This window comes from Streptomyces lycii (genome assembly GCF_009735685.1).
GTDB classification, from domain to species: domain Bacteria; phylum Actinomycetota; class Actinomycetes; order Streptomycetales; family Streptomycetaceae; genus Streptomyces; species Streptomyces lycii.
Genome location: NZ_WHPN01000271.1, coordinates 1 through 25971 on the forward strand (window position 1 = coordinate 1; position 25971 = coordinate 25971).

Annotated in this window: 24 protein-coding genes and 1 pseudogene; 8 read left to right on the forward strand and 17 right to left on the reverse strand. The window is 74.3% G+C overall.

What is annotated here, in order from left to right; all coding sequences use genetic code 11:
- Positions 1–47: 47 nt before the first annotated feature.
- Together GCU69_RS13430 and GCU69_RS13435 are read right to left on the reverse strand one after the other, a co-directional pair.
- Positions 48–3083, reverse strand: a complete 3036-nt coding sequence (locus tag GCU69_RS13430) for a family 16 glycoside hydrolase (protein WP_156206185.1) — start codon at positions 3081–3083, stop codon at positions 48–50.
- A 439-nt stretch (positions 3084–3522) separates the two neighbouring features.
- Positions 3523–4095, reverse strand: coding sequence for a CGNR zinc finger domain-containing protein (locus GCU69_RS13435; protein WP_098750253.1), 573 nt, complete (start codon positions 4093–4095; stop codon positions 3523–3525).
- An 86-nt stretch (positions 4096–4181) separates the two neighbouring features.
- Between GCU69_RS13435 and GCU69_RS13440 the strand changes: the two genes are divergently transcribed.
- From GCU69_RS13440 to GCU69_RS13450, 3 genes and pseudogenes are all read left to right on the forward strand, one after another.
- Positions 4182–4946, forward strand: a complete 765-nt coding sequence (locus GCU69_RS13440) for a haloacid dehalogenase type II (protein ID WP_156206186.1) — start codon at positions 4182–4184, stop codon at positions 4944–4946.
- Between the two features lie 61 nt (positions 4947–5007).
- Positions 5008–5463 (forward strand): annotated as a pseudogene (locus GCU69_RS13445) (pyridoxamine 5'-phosphate oxidase family protein); the annotation flags it as partial.
- A gap of 337 nt (positions 5464–5800) precedes the next feature.
- Positions 5801–6484, forward strand: coding sequence for a hypothetical protein (locus tag GCU69_RS13450; protein ID WP_156206187.1), 684 nt, complete (start codon positions 5801–5803; stop codon positions 6482–6484).
- Between the two features lie 300 nt (positions 6485–6784).
- On the opposite strand, the gene GCU69_RS13455 is transcribed toward GCU69_RS13450, so the two are convergent.
- The 5 genes from GCU69_RS13455 to GCU69_RS13475 all read right to left on the reverse strand — a co-directional run bounded on the left by GCU69_RS13455 (position 6785) and on the right by GCU69_RS13475 (position 12200).
- The gene (locus GCU69_RS13455) at positions 6785–8152 is read right to left on the reverse strand and encodes an MFS transporter (protein WP_218037920.1); all 1368 of its coding nucleotides are present in this window, start codon (positions 8150–8152) and stop codon (positions 6785–6787) included.
- Between the two features lie 44 nt (positions 8153–8196).
- Positions 8197–9372: a zinc-dependent alcohol dehydrogenase gene (locus tag GCU69_RS13460; protein ID WP_156206188.1), complete on the reverse strand. Its 1176-nt coding sequence runs from the start codon at positions 9370–9372 to the stop codon at positions 8197–8199.
- Complete coding sequence (locus GCU69_RS13465; RefSeq protein ID WP_098750249.1) at positions 9369–10094, reverse strand: TSUP family transporter; 726 nt, start codon at positions 10092–10094, stop codon at positions 9369–9371. Before GCU69_RS13465 ends, GCU69_RS13460 begins: the two co-directional genes overlap by 4 nt.
- 51 nt (positions 10095–10145) lie before the next feature.
- A complete protein-coding gene (locus tag GCU69_RS13470; protein ID WP_098750248.1) occupies positions 10146–11039 on the reverse strand; it encodes an aldolase in 894 nt (297 codons plus the stop codon).
- A 219-nt stretch (positions 11040–11258) separates the two neighbouring features.
- The gene (locus GCU69_RS13475) at positions 11259–12200 is read right to left on the reverse strand and encodes a carbohydrate kinase family protein (RefSeq protein WP_170315841.1); all 942 of its coding nucleotides are present in this window, start codon (positions 12198–12200) and stop codon (positions 11259–11261) included.
- 162 nt (positions 12201–12362) lie between these two features.
- Here GCU69_RS13475 and GCU69_RS13480 point away from each other — a divergent pair, with 162 nt between their 5' ends.
- From GCU69_RS13480 to GCU69_RS13495, 4 genes are all read left to right on the forward strand, one after another.
- On the forward strand, positions 12363–13184 hold the full coding sequence (locus GCU69_RS13480; RefSeq protein WP_098750166.1) for a DeoR/GlpR family DNA-binding transcription regulator: 822 nt from the start codon (positions 12363–12365) through the stop codon (positions 13182–13184).
- The gene (locus GCU69_RS13485) at positions 13181–14434 is read left to right on the forward strand and encodes a mandelate racemase/muconate lactonizing enzyme family protein (RefSeq protein WP_156206189.1); all 1254 of its coding nucleotides are present in this window, start codon (positions 13181–13183) and stop codon (positions 14432–14434) included. Before GCU69_RS13480 ends, GCU69_RS13485 begins: the two co-directional genes overlap by 4 nt.
- The gene (locus GCU69_RS13490; protein ID WP_156206190.1) at positions 14428–15858 is read left to right on the forward strand and encodes an aldehyde dehydrogenase family protein; all 1431 of its coding nucleotides are present in this window, start codon (positions 14428–14430) and stop codon (positions 15856–15858) included. The genes GCU69_RS13485 and GCU69_RS13490 overlap by 7 nt, the downstream gene beginning before the upstream one ends.
- Positions 15859–15934: 76 nt before the next feature.
- The gene (locus GCU69_RS13495; RefSeq protein ID WP_098750163.1) at positions 15935–16324 is read left to right on the forward strand and encodes a VOC family protein; all 390 of its coding nucleotides are present in this window, start codon (positions 15935–15937) and stop codon (positions 16322–16324) included.
- A gap of 383 nt (positions 16325–16707) precedes the next feature.
- Here the strand turns inward: GCU69_RS13495 and GCU69_RS13500 are convergent, their stop codons facing one another.
- From GCU69_RS13500 to GCU69_RS13515, 4 genes are all read right to left on the reverse strand, one after another.
- A complete protein-coding gene (locus GCU69_RS13500) occupies positions 16708–16998 on the reverse strand; it encodes a hypothetical protein (RefSeq protein ID WP_098750162.1) in 291 nt (96 codons plus the stop codon).
- A 363-nt stretch (positions 16999–17361) separates the two neighbouring features.
- Positions 17362–17895: a TetR/AcrR family transcriptional regulator gene (locus GCU69_RS13505; RefSeq protein ID WP_156206235.1), complete on the reverse strand. Its 534-nt coding sequence runs from the start codon at positions 17893–17895 to the stop codon at positions 17362–17364.
- Between the two features lie 22 nt (positions 17896–17917).
- Positions 17918–18754 carry an alpha/beta fold hydrolase gene (locus GCU69_RS13510; RefSeq protein ID WP_156206191.1) on the reverse strand — a complete coding sequence of 279 codons (837 nt, stop codon included), beginning with the start codon at positions 18752–18754 and terminating at the stop codon, positions 17918–17920.
- 378 nt (positions 18755–19132) lie between these two features.
- Positions 19133–19795, reverse strand: coding sequence for a class I SAM-dependent methyltransferase (locus GCU69_RS13515; protein WP_098750159.1), 663 nt, complete (start codon positions 19793–19795; stop codon positions 19133–19135).
- Between the two features lie 63 nt (positions 19796–19858).
- On the opposite strand from GCU69_RS13515, the gene GCU69_RS13520 reads away from it, so the two are divergent.
- On the forward strand, positions 19859–20329 hold the full coding sequence (locus GCU69_RS13520) for a MarR family winged helix-turn-helix transcriptional regulator (protein WP_306474011.1): 471 nt from the start codon (positions 19859–19861) through the stop codon (positions 20327–20329).
- Here the strand turns inward: GCU69_RS13520 and GCU69_RS13525 are convergent, their stop codons facing one another.
- The 6 genes from GCU69_RS13525 to GCU69_RS13550 form a co-directional block, all read right to left on the reverse strand.
- Positions 20330–21019, reverse strand: coding sequence for a class I SAM-dependent methyltransferase (locus GCU69_RS13525; protein WP_098750168.1), 690 nt, complete (start codon positions 21017–21019; stop codon positions 20330–20332).
- Between the two features lie 448 nt (positions 21020–21467).
- On the reverse strand, positions 21468–22070 hold the full coding sequence (locus GCU69_RS13530; RefSeq protein ID WP_098750158.1) for a hypothetical protein: 603 nt from the start codon (positions 22068–22070) through the stop codon (positions 21468–21470).
- 378 nt (positions 22071–22448) lie between these two features.
- On the reverse strand, positions 22449–23420 hold the full coding sequence (locus GCU69_RS13535; protein ID WP_170315842.1) for a DUF3500 domain-containing protein: 972 nt from the start codon (positions 23418–23420) through the stop codon (positions 22449–22451).
- A gap of 405 nt (positions 23421–23825) precedes the next feature.
- Complete coding sequence (locus GCU69_RS13540) at positions 23826–24878, reverse strand: phosphotransferase family protein (protein ID WP_156206192.1); 1053 nt, start codon at positions 24876–24878, stop codon at positions 23826–23828.
- A 342-nt stretch (positions 24879–25220) separates the two neighbouring features.
- Entirely contained in the window at positions 25221–25424 is a 204-nt protein-coding gene (locus GCU69_RS13545) for a cold-shock protein (protein WP_098750155.1), read from the reverse strand.
- Between the two features lie 263 nt (positions 25425–25687).
- Positions 25688–25924, reverse strand: coding sequence for a hypothetical protein (locus GCU69_RS13550; RefSeq protein WP_156206193.1), 237 nt, complete (start codon positions 25922–25924; stop codon positions 25688–25690).
- Between the last annotated feature and the right edge of the window lie 47 nt (positions 25925–25971).

Consider the following 25971-nt stretch of genomic DNA (forward strand, 5'->3'; position numbering starts at 1 on the left):
GGGGCGGCCGCCATGACGGTCCGCGAGGATCCGGAGGGGTCGCCGGATCAGGGCAGTGGCTTCACCCAGACGTTGCGGAACCGCACCTTGTTGCCGTGGTCCTGGAGCCGGATCGCCCCCGCCGCGGCCGACTCGGCGGCGCCGCCGCCGGTGGGCCCGTCCACGGCCACGTCGTCGTGCACCGTCTCGCCGTTCCACACGACCGTGACCCGCGCGTCCTCGGTCTTGTCGCCGTCCGCGCCGAAGCGGGCCGCGCGGAAGGTGATGTCGTACGTCTGCCAGGTCTCCGGCGCCGTCGCCGCGTTGAGGTCGGCGGCCTTCTTCTGGTAGATCGCCGCCGCCTCGTTGTCGGCGAGCTGCGGCACGCCGTGCGAGTCGAGGATCTGGATCTCGTAGCGGTCCTGCAGATAGACACCGCTGTTGCCCCGGTCCTGGCCGGTGACATCGTCGGGGAGCCTCGGCACGCGGAACTCGACGTGCAGCTTGAAGTCGTCGAAGTGCTGCTTCGTCCGCAGATCCCCGCAGCACACCTCCATGGACTTCCCGGCGGTGTGCGGCCATTCGGGGCTGCGGCCGTCGGTGTGCTGCCACGCGTCGGCGATGCTGCCGCCGGAGAACAGGTCGATCCGGGCCCCGGGGCGGCGTACGTGGAGCGCGTCGAGGTTCACATGCCCGGTGTCCCCCTCGCCGACGGCGTACGTGACGGTGTTGCGGCCCTTGCGCAGGGTGAGACGCTCGGTCGCGGTCGACCACTGGTTCCACTCGCCGGTGGACGGGAGGCTGGTCTGCCGCGCCGTGCCGCCGTTGACGCTGACCCCGAGCGTCTTCGTACCGGCGGAGGGATACGGTCCGTTGGCGTACCGCAGGCCCACGTCGTAGGCGCCCGCCCGGTCCACCTCGACATCGAAGCTCACCGAGGCTCCCTGGTCGCCGAGGCCGTCGACGAAGCCGCCGCCCGTGTAGCCGGCGTGCTCGGTGTCGATGTCCGCGCCGCCGGAGAGACGGGCCGACTCGGCGTCGTACACGGTGGCGGCTTCCTCGGCGCCCGGCTTGGCGTTGAGGGTGTACCAGGCCTCGGTGGACCACAACTGCTCGCCGCTCTCCGCGGAGAACGGGCGCGGGGAGCGTACATGCACCACGCGGTCGCTCTTCAGGCCCGGAATGGTGAGGGTGACCTTGCGGCGGTCCTCGGACAGCTGCGCCGAGGTGACCGGCAGTGACTCCTCGTCGATCTTCGGGCCGCCGTACTCGGGCGTCGGCACGTAGCGCCACTGCTCGGCGGAGTACGCGCCGCCCTCGGCCAGCTTGGCCGCGGTCTCCTCCGACAGCGGCTTGGTGTAGGTGAGTTCGAAACCGTCCGGCGTGGCGCGCATCGTCTTGATGTCGAAGGCCGTCTTGCCGTTGGGGGTCAGCTTCTGCAGGCCGAACCGGAGCTTGCCGGCCTGTCCCCAGTTGCCGTCGGCGCCGAGGCCGCCGGTGTAGATCGCGCCGTCGGGCCCGGTGCTGATGCGGCTGATGCCGGCCTCCAGGCCCTGCGTGTGACGGAACACCGCGCCCTGGTACTCGCCGTCGACCTTCTCCAGGTCGGCCCGCTGCAGGCCGCCGTAGGTGACGTCCCCGAAGACCATCTGCCCGGCGAACGGGCCGTCCTTCAGCTGCATCGGGGTGCTGGGCGAGTTGGCGATCTCGTTCTGCGGCAGCCAGAGCACCGGCCTCGTGACGGGCTTGTCGTCGAAGGGGCCGTCCGGGTTGGTGTAGTGATTGAAGAACCGGTCCTGCTTGATGTGTACGAGCTTGGACGCCGGCAGCCAGCCGCCCTGGTTGTCGGTGACGAAGAGGTCCCCGTCGGGGCCGCGGCCGATGCCGTTCGGTGTCCGCAGGCCACCGGCGAGATAATCGATCTCTCCGGTCTCCTTGTCGACCCTGATGGTGGTGCCGCGGTTTTCGGCGGGCTGCGGGTCGGTGGTCGCGCCGCCGTAGTTGATGGCGACGGACAGGTTCAGATAGAAGTCGCCCCGGTCGTAGTCCAGCCCGAAGGCGAACTCGTGGAAGTTGCCGCCGAACGGCCACTCGGCGATCTTGCGTTTCTCGTCGGCGGTGTCGTCGCCGTCGGTGTCGTTCAGCTCCGTCAGCTGGTGCTTCTCCGACACGTACAGCTTGCCGTCCACGTACTTGACGCCCATCGGCTCCTTGAGCCCGTCGGCGACCTTCTTGTACGTGACCTTTTCGGGCCCGGTGTCCCCGGTCACGTTGTCGAGGAGGTACACCTCGCCCTCGGTCTGGTCGCTGCCGCCCCACGTGGTGATCGCGAGCCGGTCGTCGGGAAGCCAGTCCATGGCGGACACCTGGGGCTCGAAGCCCTCGGGGCGCAGATCCGTCAGCGTGTACCCGGGGTTCACCTCGGTCAGGGGCAGGCCGTCGCCGGGGGTGTCCGTGGTCCCCTCGCACTCCTTTCTGCCGGGTGCGGTGACCCGTACGACACCGGCGTCCGTGCTGAGCACGGAGTTGGGCACGACGGTGAACTCGGACGCCCCCGGCGGCTTCCACTGGAGAGTGACCTGCTGCTCGCCGCCCGCGTCGAAGTGGTCGATGAGCAGCGACTGGTAGCCCGCGTCCAGCGTGATCTCGCCGTCCTTGGGCTCGGCGCCGTGCAGCCCGTCGTGGTCGACGACCTGCTGGCCGCCGAGGAAGAGGCGCGAGCCGTCGTCGCTGATCAGCCGGAAGGCGTAGGTGCCGGCCTCGGGGACATTGAGGTTGCCGCTGATCTCCGACACGAAGTTGTCGCTGAACCCGAAGCCGTCGGTGGAGTTCCAGTCGACGGTGGGGATCAGCTGGTCCACATTGGGGGTCTGGGCGGGCTTGAGGTCGCAGAGTTCGCTGAGCGGCCTCTGGATGTCGAAGACCCGGAGCGTCACTCCGGGTTCCTGTGGGGGCAGATCCGCGAACGGCCGCGGGTCTTTCGTGCTGCCGGCGGCGGCGGGCGTAGTCAGACCGCCGACGAAGAGCGTGGTGAGCAGCAGTCCGGCGGCTCTTCGAAGACCGGGACGTCTGGGGCGGGATCCGAACGTGGGGCGAGGCTTCACTCTTCCTCCGCGTGCTTCGTGTGGTGCTACGCAGACTTCTGTGGCCAAGCGACGCTCAGGGTATGGATGTTTTGCCGACCACGTCCATACTTTGTCCTCAAAGAGGGAAAACTAATTCGCCGACCCCGCCTCCGGGCAGCTCCGGGTGCCGGCGGCCGCGGTCCTGTCCGCGGAGTTCGCGGCCACGGCCCGCGGTGCGGCGGTGTTGACCGTCCGGCGGCGGGGCGGTGTTGACGGTGTGTTGACGGTCCCTCGGCACGGATCCGCCCACGCGCGGTCCGTCGCGTGCGGGCGGACCCCGCTCGGCCGCGGGGTGGAGGAGTGCGGGCCGGGCGCGCCCGCGGCGAAACGGGGTGCCCGGCACCGTACCGGCGTTCGTGCGGTTGTGCGGTGCGCGCCGGGATGTACGGCCGCGGGCCGTCCGCCGCCCGGGCGCGGGTCAGGTCGTTTCGCCGGGCCCGTGGCCGCCGGCTGTGGCCGGAGCCCGTCTGCGGGCGCGGTAGGCCGCGGCTTTGACGCGGTTGCCGCACGCCTCCATGCCGCACCAGGTGCGCCGGGCGCCGCGCGAGCGGTCGAGGTAGATGCGCGTGCAGTCGGTCCGGCCGCACTCCTTGAGGCAGGCCCCGGGGTCGGCGAGCACAGCGATCCCGCTTCTGGCCACGTGGCAGAGCGCCGCGGTGATGTCTCCCGTGACGCGCACCCCCGCGTCGCCGAGTTCGACGGCGGGGACCGGTCCGGCGGCAGCGGCGTTCACGGTGTCGAGGCTGCCCGGGTCGAAGGGCCGGCCGAGCACGCGGTCGAGCGCCAGCCGGTAGACCGCCTCGCGCAGTGACAGCGCGGACTCGAAGTCGGCGGGTCCGGCGGTGACACGGCCGGGAAGCCCGTCGCACTCGGCGACCCACCGCTCGAGGTCCGCGGGGCCGGCCAGAAGGTCGACGGGCCCGTCTCGACGGGACCCCACGGTGCCGGCCAGATCGAGGGCCGGGTTGCCGCTCACAAACGCGAAGTGCACGTCACCATCTTGACCGGTGACGGCACCGGTGGCAAGGTCGTCACCAGTTGAACCGGTGACGGATCGTTACGGACAGGAGAGCGCGCATGGACGCATTCCGCGGCGTCGAGGTCGTCGTCTTCGACGTCCTCGGAACACTGGTGGACGAACACCGCGGGCTCCGGGCGGCGATGCGCGACGCGGTGGCCACGTCCGGCGGAGCGTCCCCCAGTGCCTCCGGCCGTGCGTCGGACGGCGCCTCCGGCCGTGCGTCCGGCCGTGCGTCGGTCGGGGAACTGCTCGGGGTGTGGCAGCGGCATGTAGATCTCCAGCAGCGGCACATGGCGGAGGGGCGCCGCGCGTACGCCGGTACCGATGTGGTCGACGCGGAGGCCGCGAGGCGGGTGGCCGGCCGGGCCGGGCTCACGGACCCGGCGGTCATCGCCCGGCTGGCCACAGCGGGCCGGCGGCTGCCTCCCTGGGACGACTCCGTGGCCGGTCTCGACCGGCTCGCGCGGCAGCTCCCCGTGCTCGCGCTCTCCAACGCCGCCCGTACCGCTCTGCTGCACCTCAGCGCCCGTGCCGGGCTGCGCTGGCACCAGGCGCTGTCCGGCGAATCCGTCGGGGCGTACAAGCCGGCGCCGGAGGTCTACCAGCTCGCCGTCGACACCGCCGGATGCCCACCGGAGCGCGTGCTCATGGTGGCCACCCACGCCTGGGACCTCCGCGGAGCCCGGGCGTGCGGCCTGCGAACCGCCTACGTCCGGCGGCCGGCCGGCGATCCGCCGGCGGAAACCGACGCCTTCGACGGGCGGTTCGACACCCTGGACGACCTGGTCACCGCGCTGACGGCGGGCCGGGACACGGAGTGAGGGGCCGGGGCCCCTCGGGTGTCCGGGAAATCACCGGACGGCTGCGGACGTCGATCACGTCATGACGCAACGCCCCAGGCCTCGCACGCTGTCCGACGAAGCCCTCTCCGGCCTGCTCGGCGGGCAGGAGTTCGGCACGCTCGCCACTGTCAAGCGCAGCGGCCATCCCCACCTGACCACCATGGCGTACAGCTGGGACTCCGGGGCCCGCGTCGCGCGGTTCTCGACGACGGCCGACCGTGTCAAGGCCGGGCACCTGCGAGCCGACCCGCGTGCGGCGCTGCACGTGCAGGGCGGCGACGTCCGGTCGTTCGCCGTGGCCGAAGGCGAGGCCGAGGTCTCCGAGGTCACGACGGTCCCCGGCGACGCGGTCGGCCGGGAACTGCTCGCGATGGTCCCGCAGGACGCGAAGCCGGAGAACGAAGCCGCGTTCCTGGAGCAGCTGGTCGCCGAGCGCCGCGTGGTGGTCCGGTCGAAGGTGCACCATCTGTACGGAACAGCGCTGGACGTCAGCGGCGGTTGGGGCGTCGTCGGCCGGAAACGCGCGGCAGTGCCCGGCCGGCTGCGGAAACCACGCCGGCCAACGGTGCTTCTTCCACGCCGTGCGGCCGAAGCCGCCCTCGCGCACTGGCGGATGAGTTGTTCGGTGCGACCGGGTCACCTGCTGAACAATCCCACCGGTGCTGTAGTCGTCCATGTCAAGGCGCCGGTGACACCGCGGGCGGCACCGATCCGCTAGCGGACGGAGGCTCGGACGAGGACTTCTCCACGACGTCAGCCGGAACCGGCTGCGCGGCGGGGCAAGGCTTGGTCCGGGTCGCGTGGCCCCCGGGACACCGGTTCGTACTCTCGGAATGGAAACGATCGTGGTACGAGTCCGGCGCAGCCTGTTCGCCGTCCCGCGCGACGAGCGGGGCGTTGAGACCGAGTCCCGTCGTGGCGAACACGCCCGCCGCCACCGCGCGTGGCTGCGACGGGCCCGCGGGCCGCTCTCGCTCGTGGTCCTCGCGGCACTGGTCACCGCCTGCGGAAGCGCCTCTTCACCCGACACGCCGTCGTCGCCGACCCGCTCGACCGCTCCGCCGTCGTCGTCCCCGGCCCCGGTCCCGGACGCCGGAACCTCCTCTGAGCCGCCGGCCACATCGGAGCTGACGCGGGACGCACAGGACGCCTTCAAGGCCGCGAAGGCCGAGCACCCGGGGGCGGACCTGGACCAGTGCACCCTCACCACCCCGCTGGACGACACCGCATGCGGAAAGGCGATCACCGCGGCGGACCAGGTCGCCTCCGACACGGCACGGCGCCTGCGGGAGCGCGAGCCCGAGCACGCCGATCTCCTCTACGGCGCGGTTCTCAGCGCGGCCGCCGGTTTCCGGGACACACTCGGACCGCTGCGTGACACGATTCCCTGCTACGGGCTCAGCGACGAACCGCAGCCCCCGCCACCGCTGCACGCGGAGGCGGAGAGCATCTGTGCCGAAGGCGCCGACATCGCCAAGACTGCTTGGGGGATCTTCCTCTCCCAGGTCGAGCCCTGACCCCACGTCCGGATCGCGGCGGGAACGACGCAGGGGGAGGATCCCGGCGGCGGCTCGGGGAACGGCACGAACATCAGCGTGTCGTCGGCAGCGTTCCCGGCGATGCCGACGGAACCACGGTACGCCGGGTGCCGCATCCCGCCGCCCGGCATGACGGGACCGGCACGCGGCACCCGGGCGCGAGCTGCCGCCGTGGTGCCGCGGAGGGCGGGGCCGTCCGCCGGGGTGACGCGGGCCACGCGGGCCTTCCGGCCGGCCGTCCGCGCCGTCCGCGGCGGGCGGCCCCGCCGCCCGGCACGGTCACGACGCCACGGACGCCTCCGTGCCCTCCCGGGCTGGCTCGCCGGCACCTGCCGCGCGCCGGGGGAGCGTCTCCGGACTGCGGTACACGCACCATGTGGTGACGAGCCCGCACAGCACCAGGAAGCCCGCGACGAGCCACGGCCGTCCACCGGCCGTCGTCAGCAGCGCCGCCGCGATCAGCGGGGTGAGCCCGCCGAGCACCGCGGAACCCTGGTAGGCGACGGAGAGCCCGGTGTACCGGACGCTCGGCCCGAACATCTCGGTGAAGAAGGTCGACTGCCCGGCGAACATCAGCGTCGGCCCGAAGATGTACATCGCGATCATGGCGGTCCAGATGAGGGCGGTGGACCGCGTGTCGAGCAGCAGGAAGAACGGATACGCCCCCAGGACCACGAAGGCTGCTCCCGCGAGATACACGGGCCGGCGCCCGACGAGGTCGGTCAGCGCGCCGAACAGCGGGGTCGCCACGATGCCGAGTGCCGAGGCCACGAGCATGGCGTTGAGGGGCACCGTCCGGTCGACGGCGAGCTGCCCGGCGACGTAGGAGATGGCGAAGGCGTTGCCGATGTTCGAGGAGACCGCCTCGGCGATGCGGGCGCCGAAGGTGAGAACGACCGGCCGCGGATTGCGCATCAGGTCGGCCAGCGGGCGCCGGGCCACCGTGTCGGTCTTCTTCAGTCGTTCGAAGTCGGGGGTCTCCGAGATCTTGGCACGGATGAAGAGGCCCACGACCATCAGCACAGCGCTCAGCAGGAACGGCACCCGCCAGCCCCAGGCGTAGAGCTGCTCGTCGGGCAGCCGGGTGACGAGCGCGAAGACGCCGGTGGCCAGCAGGATGCCGGTGGAGGCGGCGGCCTGCGGGACGGAACCCCACAGTCCGCGCCGGTGCAGCGGGGCGTGTTCGACCGTCATCAGCGACGCGCCGCCGTACTCGCCGCCGAGCCCGAAGCCCTGGACGAGCCGCAGCAGCACCAGCAGCAGCGGCGCCAGGTACCCGGCCGTTTCGTACGTGGGCAGCAGGCCGATCCCGAAGGTGCTGGCGCCGACCATCACCAGGGTGGTGAGCAGGGCCTTCTTGCGGCCCACGCGGTCGCCGAAGTGACCGAAGACGATGCCGCCGAGCGGGCGGGCGAGGAAGCCGACGCCGTAGGTGGCGAAGGCGCTGAGGGTGGCCAGTGTGGAGTTGTCCCCGGGGAAGAACAACTTGCCGAGGACGAGGGCGGCCGCGGTGCCGAAGACGAAGAAGTCGTACCACTCGATGAGCGCACCGGCGAAGCTGCCGAACGCCACCTTGGCCATGCGGGGCGGCCGGCCGGCCGGTGGAGTCGCGGAGACCGCGGGGGAGTGGGGCTGGGGACGGGGCATCGGATCTCCTCGTTGAGACGTGATGGCGCTGTGCCGTGGACGCGTCAGTCCCCGGCCGGCTCGGGCCAGCTGATGAGGACTTTGACCTGTTCCGGGTCGTCGGTGGCGGCGAAGGCGTCGGCGGCCCGCTCGACGGGGTGCTCGGCCGTCACCAGGCCGTCGCCGACGGCGGGGTCCGCGGCGATGCGGGCGATCACCGCGTCGATGTCGGCACCCAGGTAGAGCCCGGTGCCGAGGACGTCGATCTCCCAGCGCTGGAGCCGGGCCAGCGGGAGCGGCCGGTCGCCGGAGGGCACGCCCACGACGACCACGGTGCCGCCCGGCACGGCGGCGGCACCGGCCGCGGCCAGGGTGGCGGGGGCGGCGACGCAGTCGAAGACGGTGTCGGCCACTGCCGCACCGGCGGCCCCGGCGGTGTCGAGCACCCGGTCGGCGCCGCCGCGTTCGGCCAGTGCCCGCTTGGCGGCGACGGGTTCGGCGAGGGTGATGTGCCGCGCACCGCGGGCGCGGGCGGCGGCCAGGACGGCGAGGCCGACGGGTCCGCCGCCGATGACCAGGACGCGGCCGAGCCCGTCCGTCACCCGGCCGGCCGCGTGCCAGCCCACGGCGAGCGGCTCGGCCAGGACGGCGCGCGCGGCGGGGACGCCGTCCGGCACCCGGTGGCAGTACCGCTGGTCCAGGACGAAACGGTCCCGGGCGGCACCCGGCACCGCGAACCCGAGCACCTTGGCCGACGGGCACAGATTGGCGCGGCCGGACCGGCAGCGCTCGCAGCCGCCGCAAGTGAGCAGCGGGTTGACGACCACCATGTCCCCGGCGGCGCAGGCGGTGACCTCCGCTCCGGTCGCGACCACGCGGGCGGCGCACTCGTGACCGGTCACCACGGGAGGTGAGACGAAGGGGTGGGCGCGCCGCAGCACGTGTACGTCGCTGCCGCAGATGCCGAGCCGCAGCGGGGCGAGCAGGACGTCGTTCGGGCCGCACGGCCCGGGCGCCGGGCCCTCTTGGAGCTGGATCCGGCCGTCCTCGCCCAGCACGACCTGCCGGACGGTGCCGGAGCCGGGACCGCCGTGGGAATCCCGGGCGGCGGAGGCGGCGACTCCGGGCCCGGTGGCCGCTGCGGGCCGCCCGGCCGTGGCCGGGCGGCCGGACGGGACGTCCGCGGTGTCCGCGGTGTCCGCGGTGGGCCGGGCGGCACCGGTGGTACGGGTGGGGTTCACAGGTTGATCACTCCCTTGACGATGGCTCCCGCGGCGCCGAAGGCCGCGACGGTGAGCACGGCCTGACGGGCCCGGGCGGCGGGGACCCGCCGGGCGGTCAGGGTGCCGAGGACGGCTCCGGCCAGAGTCGCGGCCGCGGCACCGCCGAGCACGGTGGCCGGCAGGGCCGGAAGCCCCTTGGCGGCCAGCGAGCCGGCGTTGAGCAGGACGGAGTACAGCTGCATGCAGGCCACGAAGGAGCGCTGCTCCCAGCCGGTGGCCGCGGCGTAGAGGGTCACGGCGGGCCCCCCGATACCCGCCGTGACGTTCATCAGCCCGGACACCGCGCCCGTGCCGGCCGCGCCGCCCCGGCCCCGCAGGCACGCGGGGCGGGGGAAGCGGTGCAGGGCGGCGAGCGCCGCCAGGACGAGGAGGCCCTCGCCGATCAGCAGCGGCGGACCGGGCAGCGAGGCCGCGAGGAGGGCGCCGAGCGGCAGGACGGCGAGCGCGGGAACGGCCAGCGGCAGCACCCGGCGCGGTTCGACGCGGCTCCACACGGCCGGCAGGACGGCCAGGCCGGCCAGCAGCGAGAGCAGGTTGGCCAGCCGTACGCCCTCGACGGCGCCCAGCAGCAGCGTCAGCAGCGGGCCCGCGACGAGCGTGAAGCCGAGGCCGGTGACGCGCTGGGTACAGGCGCCGGCCAGCACGCTCAGCACGAGCAGCGCGGTCGTGGTGACCGTCATGCGCTCTCCTCCCCGCGGTCCGCGCGGTGTCCCGCGGCACGGTGACCGCTGTCAGCGCCCGGCGACGGCGGCGTCGACGATCTCGCCCAGCTCGCGCAGCCGGGGGACGGCGTGTTCCCGCAGGGCGGCCGGGATGTCACCGGCGCCGACGACCTGCCGCCAGACCGCGCGCCCGGCGAGAAAGCCGGAGGCGCCCTCCTCGCAGGCGAGCCGGACGGCGCGCGGGAACAGTTCGTGCGGCACACCGCTGGAGAGCACCACCCACGGGCTGCCGATGGTGTCGGTCAGCTCCGCGCAGCCCCGGCGCACGGCTGCCTCGTCGCCCTCGCCGTGCAGCGGGACCTCCGCCTTGTACAGGTCGGCGCCGAGTCCGCCGAGTTCGCGGGCGGCGGCGAACACACCGTCGTTCCACTCCGCGGAGGTCCACGGGGAGCCGTCGCGGGAGGTGCGCGAGACGGGTTCGAGGATGCTGATCAGGCCGGCCTCACGGGCCATGGCGACGAACCGCCGGGTCATCTCCACACGCGGGGCGGGGTCCTCGTCCGGGCGCCACAGCACCAGGAGCTTGAGGGCGACACCGCCGACGGAGGAGACCCAGGCCGGTGAGACCGCCGGGTCGATCTCGACGCGTGAGACGAACTCCTTGTCGTCACCGATGAGTTCGTCGACGGCGGCGATCAGGCCGCAGCCCGGCGCGATGGCATCGGCCGCGAGCACCGGCTCCAGGGCGAACTGCCGCTCCAGCAGGACGGCGGACGCGTGCGGCGTCAGCGCCCGTACGGTCTCGATCTTGAAGTCGGTGATCTGCTGGTCGGTGACCGGCCCGGACTGGTGCTCGGCGAACATCGCTCGCAGCGCCTCGCGCTGGTCCACGGCGAGCATCGCGAACCCTCCGGAGGGGCGGGCGATGGCGGACAGGTCGCGGGCGGTGGCGGTGGCGGTCATGGTGCTCCTGGCTTCTCGGTTCGGGCGCGCGCGGCGTGCGGGCGCCGGTCTGGGGGTCTGGGGGCCTGGGGCCTGGGGGATCGGTGACGCGGTCCGCGGTGTCGCGGCGGACCGGGAAAGGGGCGGAGGGGGGTCGGGGAGGGCCGGGCCGCGGCCGGGGACGGCCGGGACGGTCTCAGCCGACTGTCGCGACCGTCTCAGCCGGCCGCCGGGACCGTCTCAGCGGACCGCCGGGGCCGCCAGTGGCGCGGCCGGTACCCGGGCGGCGAGCTCCCGGGTCTCGGTGTCGCCGGGGATGCCGCTGCGTCCGTCGAGGCCGCGGCAGGACAGGGCAGCCGCGGCGTTGGCGTAGGCCAGCGCGTCCGGGAGGGCCCGGTCACGGGCGAGTGCGGCGACGAGGGCGCCGTGGAAGACGTCCCCTGCGCCGAGGGTGCTGCGGACGGTCACGTCGCGGTGGCCTGGGACGTGGTGGGTGCCGTCGGGCCCGGCCGCGTACGCGCCGTTCGGGCCGTCGGTGGCGACCACCAGCCGGGCCCCGTCGGCGCGGGCCGCGGCCAGCAGGGCGAGCGGGTCCGCACCGGCGGCCCGGTCCCCGTAGACCTCGCGCAGCGCGGCCAGCGTCGGGACGTACACGTCGACGATCGCGGGGCACCGGCGCGGGCCGAGGTTCCCGGCGTCGTAGCTGACCAGCGGGCGCGGGGCGGCCTCCGGGAGGGTGCCCAGCAACTCCTCGACGGCCGGCAGGCCGACATGGTCCACGTGCACCAGCCGGGCGGCGAGGACGGCCTCGGCGGCCGCGGTCCCGGGCGCCAGCCGCAGCTCGGGGCCCGGCCGTACGCAGATGGCCCGGGAGGCCCGGGGCCGGTCGACGAGGACCACGCAGGCCCCCGAGGTGTGACCGGGCAGGGCCGCGACGCCCTCGGTGCCGACGCCTTCCGCGGCGAGGCCCGCGCGGATCAGCTCCGCCTCCGGGTCGGTGCCCACGGCGGCGACGAGGGAGGCCCGGAGGCCGAGGCGGGCGGCGGCGACCGCGCCGGTGGCGGCGGGACCGCCGCCGGCGGTGCACAGGGCTTCGGCGACGACGCGGCCGTCGGCGTCCGGCAGGCGGGGCAGTTGAACGACCGTGTCCCAGGTCGCGAGCCCCACGAACGTGACGTCCACGGTTACTCCAGATGTTCGTTTCCTAACAACCGTTGCGAGGACGTTAACGGCGAGGCACAAGAGCGTCAATGCCTTGTCCGAGAAATGACATACGAGCTGAGCGCTGCCAGAAGTTCGGGACAGGGGGCTCAAGTCCGCGTCGATGGATGGTAGTTTTCCAACATGCAGCGCACAGCAGAGGGGAGCGACGCGGTGATCTCAGGCGCCATGCGGTTCGAGGCCGCCCCGGCCCGCCGCCGGGCCATCCTGGAACGGGTCCGCAGTACGGGATTCTGTTCCATCGCGGACCTGGCCGGGGAGCTGGCCGTATCGGAGATGACGGTCCGCCGCGACGTACGGCGGCTCGACGAGGCCGGGGAGGTACGGGTCGTCCACGGCGGTGTGAGCCTGCCGCCCGGTGAGGACTACAGCACCCGGGCACACGAGAACCCCGGCCCCAAGACGCTCATCGGGCAGGCCGCCGCCGCTCTGGTCGGACCCGGTGACACCATCGCCGTGGACGCCGGCACCACCGCCCACGCCCTGGTCGACGCCCTGCCCGCGGATTTCGCGGGCAGCGTCGTCACCCACTCCGTACCGGTGATGCAGGCCCTGCTGGAGCGGCCGGAGAGCCGGTGCGTGGGCCTCGGCGGCGATCTCTACCCGCCGAGCCGGGCGTTCGTCGGCCCCGCCACCGTCGAGGCCGCGGCCCGGCTCCGGGTCCGCTGGTGTTTCCTCGGCGCGGCGGCCGTCGACGAGCGCGGCTGCTACGGCGCCTACGACCTGGAACGGCCCACCAAACAGGCCCTGATGGACATAGCCGACCATGTCGTACTCCTCGCCGACGCCGGGAAGTTCCTCAGCTCGGCCCCGGTGCTGCTGGAGCGCCTCGACCGGTTCCACACGCTGGTGACCGACACCGAGCCGCCCGCCGCGATCCGCCGGGCCCTGGAGGCCAACGGCACCGCCCTCGGCGTCGCCGCACCGGCCGGGGCAGGCGTATGACCGCGTCCTCGCCCGTATCCGGCCTCTTGTCCTCGCCCGGCACCGCGCCTTCGCCCGGCACCGCGCGCGAGCCCTCGCCCGCGCCCCTGACCCTGCCCGTCGACGAGATCACCGTCAGGGTGCTGGCCGTCCCGCTGCGCGAGCGCGTCCCCATGTCGTTCTCCTCGCTCACCGCGCGCCGCACGGTCCTGGTGACCCTCCGCTCCGGCGACCTGTACGGCACCGGGGAGAGCTGGGTCAACCACCCCGACTGGGGCTGGCGCGAACGCCTGGCCACCCTGGACGGAATCCGCCCCCACGTCCTGGGCGCCGACGCCGCGGACCCGCCCGCGCTCATGACGGACCTCGCCGCCCGGCTGCACGGCGTCGCCCGGCAGTGGGGCGCCCCCGGCCCGCTCTGGCAGGCGCTCAGCGGCATCGACATGGCCGCGTGGGACCTGCTCGGGCAGGCCCGCCGGGCACCGCTGGCCACCCTGCTCGCCGAACGCGCGGGGCACCGCGGCCCGCTGCCCGCCGCGGTGCCGGCCTATGGCAGCGGCGTCGGCCCCACCGATGTGACACGGCTGACCGAACGGGCCCTGGAACAGGGCCTCGGCGCGGTGAAGATCAAGGTCGGCTTCGGCGAGGAGACCGACCTGGCCACCGTCCGGGAGGTCCGGGCCGTGGCCGGGCCGGACCTCCCCGTCTTCGCCGACGCCAACCAGGCGTGGGACCTGCCGACCGCGGAACGCATGTGCGGGCTGCTCGGCGCGTTCGGCATCGAGTGGTTCGAGGAACCGCTCGCCGAGGACCGCCCCGCCGAACTGGCCGAACTCGCCCGCCGCACCGGCGTCCGGCTGGCCGGCGGCGAGAACGTCTACGGAGCGGAGGCCTGCGCCGGGTACGCCGCACTGCCCGGCCTCGCGCACTTCCAGCCCGACCCCGCCAAGACCGCGGGCGTCAGCATGAGCGACACCGCCGGCCGGCGGCCCGGGACGGCCCGGCTCAGCCCGCACTGCTACAGCGCCGCCCCCGGCCTGGCCTCGGGCGTCCAGCTGGTCGCCGCCGCGCCCCGGCCCGGACTGGTCGAACTCGACCTGCGGCCCAACCCGTTGCGCACCGGCATCGCCACCGGCCCCCGCCTCACCTCCGGCGGCACCCTCACCGTTCCCGCCGGCCCCGGCCTCGGACTCGACTACGACCCCGGGGCCGTCGACCGCTTCACCACGTACCGCACGACCAGCACAGAGACGGAGCCCCTGCCATGCTGACCCCGGATGTCCTCCCCGGTGCCCTGCTGCCCGCCCCCGAGCACGGCGACGTTCCGCTCACCGTCACCGATCCCGCGAGCGGCGCCGTCGTCGCCCAGGTCGCGGGTGTCCCCGCCGCCGTGGCCGCCCGTGCCGTGACCGCCGCCCACGCCGCCGGGCCGGGCTGGGCCGCGACCCCCACCGCCCGGCGCGCCGAGGCGCTGCGCGCGATAGCCGCCGACCTGCGGGCCGCCGCCGAGGAGACGGGTGAGGGTTCCCTCGCGCTGCTCGTCACCCGGGAGACCGGCAAGCGGCTGGCGGAGTCACGCGCCGAGATCGGCTTCTCCGCCGCCTTCTTCGACTGGTTCGCCGAGGCGGCCCCGCACGCGGACGGCAGCGCCGAGGACCCGGTGGGCCTGCCCGGCCGCCGCTTCACGGTGCGGCGGGTGCCGCTGGGTGTGGTGGCCGCGGTGACCCCCTGGAACTTCCCGCTGTCCATCCCTGCCAGGAAGGCCGCGGCCGCCCTGGCCGCGGGCTGCACCGTGGTGCTGAAGTCCAGCGAACTGGCCCCGGCCTCCGCCCTGCGGCTCGCCGAGATCTGCCTGCGCCATCTGCCGGAGGGCGCGCTGACCGTGGTGGCCGGTGACGGGGCCGGGCTGACCGGTGCGCTGGTCGCCGACCCCCGGGTCGCGGCGCTCACCTTCACCGGCTCGACCCGGGTCGGCGGGATCGTGGCAGGCCGGGCCGCCGCCCGTTTCCTGCCCGCGGTGCTGGAACTCGGCGGCCGCGGCCCGTTCCTGATCACCGAGGACGCCGACCCGGAGGCGGCTGTCGAGGCGCTGATGGTCGCGAAGTTCCGCAACAACGGCGCCTCCTGCATCGCCGCCAACAACGTCTGCGTGCACCGCAGCCAGTACGACACCGTGCTCCGGCTGCTCGCCGAACGCGTCGAGAAGCTGCGCGTGGGCGACCCCGCCGACGACTCCGTCGACCTGGGACCGGTCATCAGCCGGACCGAACAGGACCGCCTCAACGGCCTGGTCACCGGCGCCGAACGGGCCGGCGCCCCGGTCCGGTACGGCGCGCCGGTCCCCGGGCAGGGCACCTTCGTGCGGCCCGCGGTCGTGGAGTGCCACGACGACCTCGACCTGTGGACCGGTGAGATCTTCGGCCCGGTCGTGGCGATCCGTCCGTACGAGGACGAGGACCGGGTGGTCGACGAGATCAACGGCTGGGGTTACGGCCTGGGCGGCTACGTCTGCGCTCCGGCCGACCGCGCCCGCGCTCTCGCGTCGCGGCTGCGCATCGGCATCGTCGGCATCAACAACGGAGCGCCCAACCACCCCCGGGTCCCCTTCGGCGGCTTCGGCGCGAGCGGTCTGGGCCGCGAGGGGGGTGTCACGGGCTTGCTGGAGTTCACCACGGAGCAGACTCTGAGCGAGTAGCCGGAGCCGTACCGCGACGCCCGCGACCCCACGGGCCCCGGCGGACGCACATCACATCCGACCGGGAGGTCCCCGCATGGCGAGCAGGTTCACCGAGCTGGCGATCGACTGTGCCGATCCCGGCGGTCTGGCCCGGTTCTGGTGCTCGGTCCTCGGCTACGAGGTGAAGGAGGAGGGCGACGGGGTCGTCACCATCGACTCCCCCGAGGCGCCGGAGGGCGCGAGGAGCCCCGGGCCGGTGCCGCCGGCGTTGACCTTCGCCCGCGTGCCCGAGGGCAAGACCGTCAAGAACCGGCTGCACATCGACGTCAACCCCGCCGACCGGGAGCAGGACGAGGAGGTCCGCCGGCTGCTCGACCTGGGGGCCCGGCACGCCGACGTCGGCCAGAACGGCGGCGAGAGCTGGGTGTGCCTGGCCGATCCGGAGGGCAACGAGTTCTGCGTCCTCGCGAGCCGCCGCCCCTGAAGACCGGAGGCAGCCCGGCGCCGCCGTCCCCGGTGCCGGAGCCGCCGCGCCGGAGCCGCCGCTGTCCCCGGTGCCGGAGCCGCCGCCGCGCACCGGAGCCGCTTCCGGTCGTCGGCCCGCGCGGCCGCCCGTCCACGGGCGAACGCGCAGGAGCCCCGCGCCATGACGGTACGGGGCTCCTCCGCCACCGCACGCACACCGTGCGGATCGGGGACCGTCACACCGGGCGGCCCCGGGGAGCGTCGAGCCGGGGCGCCGCCCGGCCCGCCGGGCACCGTTCGCGCGGGAATCGCAACAAGATCGTCCCCCCGGGGCAGCGCCTGCGAAGGCACGGCGGCGGCCCGGGTGTGCGGGTGTCGTCAGTGCGATCCGGATCCGGGCTGTCAGTAGTTGACGTAGCCCCACCAGCTCGGGGAGCGCCAGGCGCAGTAGCCCATGGTCGCGGGAGTGACGGAGATGTTGCGCGCGACCCCGGCATGGCACTGGTCCGCCGTCGAGTACGACGACAGGCACCGGTAGCCCGGTGAGGCGGCCGGTGCGCCGGACGGGCAGGACAGGATTCCGGCCGGGGACATCGGTGCCGGTGCCGGTGCGGCCTGGGCCGGTGCGGTGACGGTCCCCAGAACGAGCGCGGCACCCACCCCGGCACCCGCGAACAACGTGCGAACAGTCATGCTGTTTTCCCTCCAAGGAGTGAACAGGAGCCGCCGGCACATCGGACGGTGCCGGCCGCGCCACGAGTCTGGCCACGGCGCTGCTGCGCGGGTAGGAGGATCGGCTGTCCCGGACGGTCCGCGGATTGTCCCGGACAGCCCCGGCACCGTCGGACAAGCTGTCCGGGCAGCTCAACGGCCCACAGCCGGGTCGCGGTCACCGATCGCCGCGCGCCGCGGAATCCCTGCCGCAGCGTCAGGCGGCCGGGCCTGCCGGCTCGTCGTACCGCCCGGCGTCCGGCATGCAGCCGTCTCCCGGCGTCGTCCGGATCCGCGTCCGCCCGTCCGTCCGCCCGTCGCCCGGCACAGCCGGCGGCGGCCCGCTCACATGGCGCGCAGGCCCCGGTCGGCAAAGGCGATCAGCCACTCGAAGCTCTCGTCGATGTCGGCGCTCCACCGGAAGCCGTCGGCCGCCTGGAGCGTGGCGAAGCCGTGGCAGAGGCTGCGGAGCAGGCGCAGGGCGTGGTCCACGTCGGACTCCGCGATCTCGTAGCCGCGCAGCACCGCCGTGAACGCGCCGAGCAGGCGTTGGCCCGCGGCGGCCGCCGGATCGTCCGGGCCGGACGGTTCCACGCCGATCGTCGCGGCGTAGCGGCCGGGGTGCTCCACGACGAAGGCCCGGAAGGCGCGCGCCGCGGCCGCCAGGGCGTCACGGCCCGCGTACCCCTGGACCGCGGCGCCGACGGCGTCGGCGGCCTGGCTCAACGCCAGGGCCGCGATGCGGCGGTTGAGGTCCTCCAGGCCGGCCACGTGCTTGTACAGGGACGGGGTGCGCACGCCGAGCCGCTGGGCCAGTGAACCCATCGTCAGATGGGCGAAGCCCGTCTCGTCGGCGAGGGCGGCACCGGCCGCGACCACGGTCTCCGGGTCCAGCCCGGCCCTAGGCACGGGCGGCCTCCGAGCGGAGGAAGCCGAGCAGGAGCGAGACCACCCGGTCCGGGAACTGGTCGTGCGGGTAGTGCCCGGAGCCCTCGATCAATTCGAGGCGGCCGAGACCGGAGGGCAGGGCGTCCACGACCGCCGAACCCTCGGCGTGCGGGTCGGCCCAGTCGGGGTCGAGCGTGCCCATCACGACCAGGACCGGGCAGCGGACGTTGCCGAGCTGCGCGCCGGCGTCGGTGGGGGCGCTGCGGCCCATGCCCCGCAGGGCCTTCATCCGGCCCGGCTCGCGCAGCAGGGTGTCGACGCGGTCGAGCCGTTCGTCCCAGTCGGCCGGCTTCACGCCGGGGTAGGCCACGCGGAGGTACGAGCGCCAGAGCGGCACGCTCCCGAACAGGCCGGTGCCGAGCAGCCGCAGCATGCCCCGCCGGAAGCGCTTCACCCGCAGGTCGCCGAGGCGGACGGACTGCTTGCGGGTGAAGGGTGCCAGCTCGACCACCGCGGTGATCTGCGCGGGTTCCCGCGCCGCGGCGATGGTGGCGGCGCCGCCGGAGACCGAGTGGCCGACGAGTACGGCCGGGCCGCCGAGCCGGCGGATCACGGCGAGCAGATCGCCGGCGATGGCGGTGCGGCTCCAGGCCGGCCAGTCGACGCCGGACTCGCCGCAGCCGCGCAGATCCACGGCGGCGACCCGGTAACCGGCCGCGACCAGCGGCGGGATCACGGCACGGTACGCGGCACGGCTGTCGCCCATGCCGTGCGCCAGGACGATCAGCGGCCCGGAGCCGGCCACCTCGTAGGCGATCGTGCCGCCGCCGGTGTCGAGGTACTCCGTCATGACATCCCCCAGATTTGGCTAATGTAATTAGCCTAAAGCTAATTACATTAGCCGTCCCTGTCAATGGCGGTCCTCCCGGCACGGCCGGCAACGGTCAAGCGCCGCGGAAGGGGTGACGGGTGCGGGCCGAGGGCGGGTGCGGGGGAACCGGGCATCCGGCGCTCGCAGGGACCCGGCCCGCGCCGCGCCGAAGCCGAGTGCCGTGCCCGCGACCGGAGTGACGGTGATGCCGTCGCGGGTGACCGGTTCGCCGTGGGCGGCTGTCACCGAGGCCCGGGCACCGAGCCGGCCGGCCAGGCGTTCCAGGAGGGTGGGGGGAGGCGTGGGCCGCGGTGAGGTCCGTGAGCGGAACGGGTGCGGGGGCGTCACCGGGGCCGTTCACGCGGGGCCTGCTGTGCGGGCCCGCTCGGCGGTGCAGAGGATGTGTGTCGCGGCCGGGGACGGGACACGGGCCGCGGGGAAGGCGAACTTCTCCAGGTGTGTGACGGTGAAACCCGCCGCGGTGACGGCGGCTTCGGTGTCCCGGCCGGTGTGACAGCCGCCGCACAGCAAGGGCCACACGGTGGCGTCCACGACGCGCTGGACGCGGCGCATGACGGGTGAGTCCGCCCGGACGTGTTCGAAGCAGCGCAGTTGTCCGCCCGGGCGCAGGACCCGGTGCAGCTCGGCCAGGACGGCCGCCTGGTCGGGCACGGAGCACAGGGCCATGCAGACCACGGCCGCGTCGAACGAGGCGTCGGGGGCGGGGAGGCGCTCGCCCCGGGCGTCGGTGACCTCGATGATGACCGGCGCGGTGCGGGCGGCCTCCGTGGCGAGGGCGCGCAGGTGCGGTTCCGGTTCCACCGCGGTGAGGCGTTCCACCTCGGGCGGGTAGTGCGGGAAGTTCAGGCCGTTGCCCGCGCCGATCTCGATCACCCGGCCGGACAGCCCGGCCAGCAGGCGCGTGCGGTACTCGGTGACACCGGCCTTCTCCAGTGCCGGACCCGCGATCCGGGCGTAGAAGCGGGCGAACAGGGGATGCCGGAGGTCTGGCTGGGCCATTGCTGGTCACCGTCTTCCTCTGCGGTACAGGAGGGCTATCATGATGTGTGGAGGTCCTACACAGTGAAGTCACTTCACGATACCCCGGGGGAGCAGTCGCCCGCCGGCCACGCGCTGGACCGGATGTTCGAACTCGCCGAGACGCTCGGGGCGCTGATGGAGCGCGGCATGGCCGAGCGTGGCGTCAGCCGGGCCCGCGCGGGCCTGTTGTGGGCGCTCTCGCACGGCGGGCCGATGACGCAGCGCGCACTCGCCACCCGGCTGGGCGTCACACCGCGCAATGTGACCGGCCTGCTGGACGCCCTGGAAGGGGACGGGCTGGTCCGGCGCGAGCCCCACCCCACGGACCGGCGCGCGCTGCTGGTGTCCCTCACCGGCAGGGGGCGGTCGCTGACCGCGGCACTGCGCTCCGGCCGTGACGAGATGGCTGCCGGTCTGTTCACGGGCATGCCGCGGGAGCAGGTCGCGGCCTTCACGGCAGGGCTGGAGCTGGTGATCGAGCGACTGCGGGCCGCCGCGCCGCCCGGCTGCTGATCAGCCGTCGGACCGGGGCGGAAGGGTCTGCGTGATTCGCCACAGGCGGCGGGGCAGGTCACCCTCCTCGAACGCGTACACCTCGTCGAGGAACCACCCCGCGGCCAGGGAGTCGACGAGGGCGCGGTCGAAGAAGTGCACCGCGAAGCCCCCGTGCTCGAAGATGCCGTCGCCATGGGCGGTGCCCGCGTTGTAGTGGGCGTCGCCGGTGTGCCGGACCGTGTGGACCAGGCGGCCGCCGGGGCGCAGGACGCGGCGGATCTCGCCGGTCAGGGCGTGGATCTCCCGCGTGGAGAGCGCCATGCACAGCAGCATGTGCGCGAAGACCGCGTCGACCGAGTCGTCCGGCAGCGGCAGCGGGTCCCGCACGTCGTGCACGGCGGTGGTCACCCGCTCGGCGACGCCCAGGCGCCCGGCGGCCTCCCGCAGCTGCTCCAGCCCGCTTTCGCTGAAATCGAAGGCGCGGACGGTGAAACCGCGCCGGGCGAAATACAGTGCGTCGCGCCCGTGCCCGGCGCCCAGTTCCAGCACGCGGGTGGCGCCGACGGCCCGGAAGGCGTCGACGGCGTACCGGGCCGCGTCGGAGGGGTCCTCCCCGTACATGACCGGATGGGTGGTGTACGTCTGCTCCCAGTGCGCGCGCTGCGCGTCGGCCGGCTCGTTGCCGTCCCGTCGTTTCTGCTGGGGCATCGTCACTTCCCGTCCGTCCCGGTCGCCCGGTGCCGGGAGACGAGCACCAGCCTATGTCTCTCCGGGGCCCCCTGCCCGGGATCCGGCGGGCCGACGGGCAGGGCCGGTGCGGTCACGGGGGAGGTGCGCCTCGTGAGCGCGGGCGCGCCGGTCGAAGGGCCGGGGGCCGGTACTGCCGCTGCGGCCGGGGCCCGACGCCGAGGCTCTGGCCTGCCTGCACGCACGCCTGCACGCGGGCGGAGCAGAGCCCGCTGACGGCCTGGGGCAGCGTCGCGGCAGGCCGCCGCGGTCAACGGCGTCGGGGCAGGAGGGACTTGCCGGTCCGGTGCCGGCGGCCTCCGGCTGATGCCCGAAGCGCCGCACAGGGGACGCGGCTGGGGGCGGTCGGAGGCCGCGTCGGGGGAGGGGTACGGAGCCTCGCCGGGCCTCGGGCTTCGGGGCGCGCCCTTCACCCGGTGTCGTCGTCGCAGGCCGGGTGGAACGCCGTCGGGTCCGCCTCGGGCATGGACTCGGGGGTTCTCCGGCCGGTGCGTTCGGCCACCTTCGTGTACTGCCGGTTCCGGTCGTCGAGTCCCGCGTCGAGGCCCTCGCCGCTGCCGAGGCGGGCCGTGGTCGAGTAGACGCCGTCGCCCTCGTGGCCGTAGACGGCGAGGTCCGGGAAGCGGTCGTGATTGTGGTCGGCGACGGTGACGGCACGCGGCTCGGTCAGTTCCACCCCGTGATCGCTCTGTCCGCGTCCACGCGCCGAGAACGGGCCGAGCCGCAGTTCGGAGACGTCCGGCTGCAACGGGTCGTCCCCGGCGGGCGCGTCGACGGCGGTGATGAAGAGGTCGTTCCAGCCGTCCTGGTCGAAGTCGGCCACGACGGCCAGCACGTGGTGCGCGTCCTCACCGTCGTCCCCGGCCAGGTCCCGGGGCCCTGCCTTCGTCTCCCGCCCGTCCTCGGCCCCGAAGGTGATGGTCAGGCCGGCACCGGTCAGGGAGGGCGGGGAGACACGGTCGGCCGTGCCGTCGGCGTCGAGGTCGGCCACCAGACCCCCGGCGGGGGTCACACAACTTTCCGGCGCGGGCCCGGCGGTCGGACGCGGAGGCGGATCGCCTCGGTCGTCGCCGCATCCGGCCACCAGAACAGCCGACGCGGCGAGCGCCAGCGCGCGGCACACCCGCCCCCGTGTGCCTCCTCCGCCGTGCATGGCGCAACTGCCTTTCCCCGGAGCCCGATAGCAGGGCAGATCCTATGGGTGACGGTGACGAGGGGACGCACCGGCTGCGGGCGCTTCGCCGCCGGCGCGCACCACCGGCCGCGCACCACCGGCCAGGCACCACCGGCCGCGCGGCGGCCGGGGCACGGCGGCCGGGAGCGCGGCACTCCGGCGGCACACCGAGGCCCCCGGCCGACAGCCCCGGGCACGGAACCGGCCGCGCCGCGGCTACCCGTGCTCGTCCGTGTAGTGCGCGCGCAGCAGGTCGGCGCCCCAGTCGTGGCGGACGTGCCGCCAGACCGAGTGGGCGTGGTTGCCGTCGTCCTGGGTGTTGTCGTACTCGATGAGGAAGTCCGGGGCGCGGACGCAGTAGTAGTGCCGGTCTCCGGGCGCGAGGCCGCCGGCCCAGGAGAAGGAGAGGGCGTGCAGCCCGCCGGCCACGGTGTCGGACCAGCACTCCTCGGCGTACGCCGCGGGCGCGCGGTCGAAGTAGCGGCGTACCAGGCTCTCCAGCGACCGCTGCTGCCCGGGTGTCATGTCACCGTGGGGCAGACCCGCGGGCAGCAGGTCCGGGTCGGCGAACGGGTCGGTGCGGGTGAGGATGTCGTCCGGCGGCGCGGCGGAGAAGAGCGCCTTGGCCCGCCGGCCGGCGTCGAGGTCCGTGACCAGGGTCCGCGCCGAGTCCTCCTCCGCCCCCAGCAACCGCCGGCCGGCCTGCGGACCGTCCGGGAGCCGCGCGGGCTCCGCACCGACGAAGTGCGGCGTCACCCGCATCCCCGCGGCCGTGATCACGACGTGTACGGCCAGGTGGTGGCCGTTCATCCGCCAGCCCCACGGGCCGTCGCCGTCGGGGTCGCCCAGCAGCCGCACCCAGTAGCGGTCGGCTCCCGTGGCGCCGGCCCTGGCGCGGCGGTACCGCTCCACCTCGATCGCCCCGCGCGCCAGCTCCGCCCCCGGTGCGCTGTGCGCCGCGGCCAGCAGGGCATCGACGGCCTCGCGCTGCCGGACGCCGAGGCCCTCGGTGGACAGCCCCGGGCGCGGACCCGGCAGATACGTCCACTCCCGCAGCCCGGGCGCGTCCAGCCGGCCGGGACCCGCGCGCAGCTCGCGTACCTGCTCCGGCTCCAGAACGGACAGCAGGGCACGCACCGCCTCCCGCATCTCCGCGACCGCAGCCCGCCATGAAGATCCGCCCACCATTGCTCCTCCCCCTCGGCGCCCGCTCCGGCGCACCCGCAGGGGACTGTGCCGACCCCTGTGGTCCATGGTGCGCCATCCTGCCCGGTCCGGCTCCCGGCCGTCCCCGGGGCTGCTCCGATCGGCGGGCTCCGCCCGGAGCCCCGGCCGTGTCGCGGAGTCGCGGCTGCGTACGCGCCTGCACCCCGGCGCTCGCGGGAGTCGTCGCCGAGGCGAACGCGTCCCGCGCGGCAGCGATGAGCGCGATGTCGACGACCGCGGCAAGCGGCCCCCGCGGTGGCACCGGCCGACCGGAGCGCGATCGCGCGTGCCCGCCGTGCGGGGTCGAGGAACACCGCGCGAATGCCGCCGATCACATCGGGGATGTCGCGCGGAACGGCCGCGCTCGTTGATCGCACAGCGTCGGGTTCACGGCCGTGTGTCGTGCGCCGGCAGGGGCCGCAGCGCGGGCCAGCGTTCCAGCAGCCGTGCGGCCAGGGCCGCGCTGAGGCGGCCGAGTGCGCGCAGCCGGTCGTGGTCGCGGGTGAGGCCGGCGACCACGCCGAGCCGGTGGACGAGGCGCTCGCGCGCGGAGACGCGGCCCCACCGGAAGTCTTCCGCCGGCACCCGTGCGAGGTGGTCGGCCGATTCGCGGTGGGCGCGCTCGACGAGCGCGTCGCCACGGATCAGCCACCCCGCGCAGGCGTCGGCGAGGTCGCCGGGGACATCGGTGCCGGTGAGGTTGCGCCAGGTGGCGCGGTAGACGTCCTCGGCTTCCGCGAGCGGCGCGGCCGTGACCGACATCGCGCACCAGCAGGTCGGGAACCCGATGCGGACGTAGGCGAGTTCGACCAGGCCGTTGCCCAGTGAGGCCTGCTCGAAGTCGACGAAGCGGACGCCGTCGGGGGTGTGCAGGTCGTTCCCGGGGCAGGGGTCGCCGTGCAGCAACGCGTGATGACGCGTGGGACCGAGCCGGTCGATCAGGCCGGCGAGTTCGTTCGGCACCGCGGGTGCGACGGGGACGTCGAGTGCCCGGGCGAGGGCGGTGAAGGACTCGGCGTCGGCGGCCCGGGGACCGGACCAGGCGGGCAGCGTGCCCGCGTCGGCCGGACCGGTGAGCGCGTGCAGCCGGGCGAGGGACTCGGCGTAGCCGGGCATCCAGTCGTCGGCCGCGCCCACGTCCTCCAGGTGTTCCAGGACCATCACGCGGGATGCCGGGTCCGTTCCGAGCAGCGTGGGCGCGACGGCCGGCCGGGTCGCCCGCGCGGCGAGCCGCAGCGCGGCGACCTCCCGGGCGTAACGCGCGTCCCCGTCGGCGCCGCTTCCGCCCCGGCCGGTGATCTGTTTGACGATCACCCGTTCGCCACCGCGCAGCCGGGCCTCCCAGACCCGTGAGCGCGGGCTGCTGTCCAGGAGTGCGGCCGGCGTGGGGGTGCCCAGTACGGAACGCAACGCGTCGCTGATCGGCACCCGGGGCGGCATGGCGGCCAGCGTAGGCCGCTCCGGGCACGCTGCGCACCACGGCACGTCCTTCGCCGCGGCACCGGGCGGTGCGCGTGACCGCGAGCCGGCCGCGGGGACATGAGCCGGTCGCGGGGACCAGGCACATGGTGTGAGAACACACAGGCCGTTCCCTGCGCAGTTTCGGGGCCGCTGGAGGTCGCCCACGACTTTTCCCGGCGGCTCGGCGGCGGCCGAGGCGCTGCGCAAGCGCATCGAGGCCGGTCCGCCCGAGCGGCCCGGATCCCGGGCCGGCATCCGGCATCTCGTACTGACGCACGATGCCCGCCCCGGCAGAACCGGGGCGGGCATCGGAACCGCGGCTCAGGCGGGGGTGATGTTCTCCGCCTGCGGGCCCTTCTGGCCCTGGGTGATGTCGAAGTTCACCTTCTGGCCTTCCTGCAGTTCACGGAAGCCGGAGGCGTTGATGTTCGAGTAGTGGGCGAAGACGTCGGGGCCGCCGCCGTCCTGCTCGATGAAGCCGAAGCCCTTTTCCGCGTTGAACCACTTGACGGTTCCGCTGGCCATGTGTCCTCCAAGGGGACTCGAAGTCGGTTCCCGCACCGTGCGGGATCCGGAGGTGGTCGTCCTGGTCCTCAGAGACTCTGAACAGCAAGCTGCCCGCGAACTCGCGTTCACGGGCGGTACTTCGGAACCATGACTGCTGACGTCGACGCTACACGGACCAGTGCCGTCGAAGCTACGGTGCCGGGGCACATACCCTGGCCGTGGCTTCGTCACGCCGCGCCCGGCAGCCGGACCGCGCGGGGCTCGTCGGCCGGTCCGCGGGGTCAGTCCCGGGTGCAGGCCGGGTAGGCGGAGCCGCGGTGGCAGCGGCGGTGGTCGAGCCGGGAGACCTTCACCTTCGTGTGCTCACCGTCGGCCGTGCGTACGGTCAGGGTGTGCAGTCGGCCGACGCCCGTGTAGACGGAGTGTTTGTCGACGACGCGCCCGGCCGGCCCGGTGTCCGGGCCGCACGCGGTGACGAGACCGAGGAGGGCCGCGACGATCGCGGTGTGTCGCTTCATCAGGTGATCCCCCGTGTGCGCGGCCCGGCGGTCACCCCGCCGGGGTC

Bases quoted from the DNA above. Each gene is read 5' to 3' on its own strand.
- GCU69_RS13540 (WP_156206192.1), bottom strand. From the start codon at position 24,878: ATGCCGCCCCGGGTGCCGATCAGCGACGCGTTGCGTTCCGTACTGGGC.
- GCU69_RS13550 (WP_156206193.1), bottom strand. From the start codon at position 25,924: ATGAAGCGACACACCGCGATCGTCGCGGCCCTCCTCGGTCTCGTCACC.
- GCU69_RS13485 (WP_156206189.1), top strand. From the start codon at position 13,181: ATGACCGCGTCCTCGCCCGTATCCGGCCTCTTGTCCTCGCCCGGCACC.
- GCU69_RS13510 (WP_156206191.1), bottom strand. From the start codon at position 18,754: ATGACGGAGTACCTCGACACCGGCGGCGGCACGATCGCCTACGAGGTG.
- GCU69_RS13525 (WP_098750168.1), bottom strand. From the start codon at position 21,019: ATGCCCCAGCAGAAACGACGGGACGGCAACGAGCCGGCCGACGCGCAG.
- GCU69_RS13455 (WP_218037920.1), bottom strand. From the start codon at position 8,152: ATGCCCCGTCCCCAGCCCCACTCCCCCGCGGTCTCCGCGACTCCACCG.
- GCU69_RS13440 (WP_156206186.1), top strand. From the start codon at position 4,182: ATGGACGCATTCCGCGGCGTCGAGGTCGTCGTCTTCGACGTCCTCGGA.
- GCU69_RS13470 (WP_098750248.1), bottom strand. From the start codon at position 11,039: ATGACCGCCACCGCCACCGCCCGCGACCTGTCCGCCATCGCCCGCCCC.
- GCU69_RS13545 (WP_098750155.1), bottom strand. From the start codon at position 25,424: ATGGCCAGCGGAACCGTCAAGTGGTTCAACGCGGAAAAGGGCTTCGGC.
- GCU69_RS13480 (WP_098750166.1), top strand. From the start codon at position 12,363: ATGCAGCGCACAGCAGAGGGGAGCGACGCGGTGATCTCAGGCGCCATG.
- GCU69_RS13450 (WP_156206187.1), top strand. From the start codon at position 5,801: ATGGAAACGATCGTGGTACGAGTCCGGCGCAGCCTGTTCGCCGTCCCG.
- GCU69_RS13490 (WP_156206190.1), top strand. From the start codon at position 14,428: ATGCTGACCCCGGATGTCCTCCCCGGTGCCCTGCTGCCCGCCCCCGAG.
- GCU69_RS13515 (WP_098750159.1), bottom strand. From the start codon at position 19,795: ATGGCCCAGCCAGACCTCCGGCATCCCCTGTTCGCCCGCTTCTACGCC.
- GCU69_RS13535 (WP_170315842.1), bottom strand. From the start codon at position 23,420: ATGGTGGGCGGATCTTCATGGCGGGCTGCGGTCGCGGAGATGCGGGAG.
- GCU69_RS13495 (WP_098750163.1), top strand. From the start codon at position 15,935: ATGGCGAGCAGGTTCACCGAGCTGGCGATCGACTGTGCCGATCCCGGC.
- GCU69_RS13500 (WP_098750162.1), bottom strand. From the start codon at position 16,998: ATGACTGTTCGCACGTTGTTCGCGGGTGCCGGGGTGGGTGCCGCGCTC.
- GCU69_RS13465 (WP_098750249.1), bottom strand. From the start codon at position 10,094: ATGACGGTCACCACGACCGCGCTGCTCGTGCTGAGCGTGCTGGCCGGC.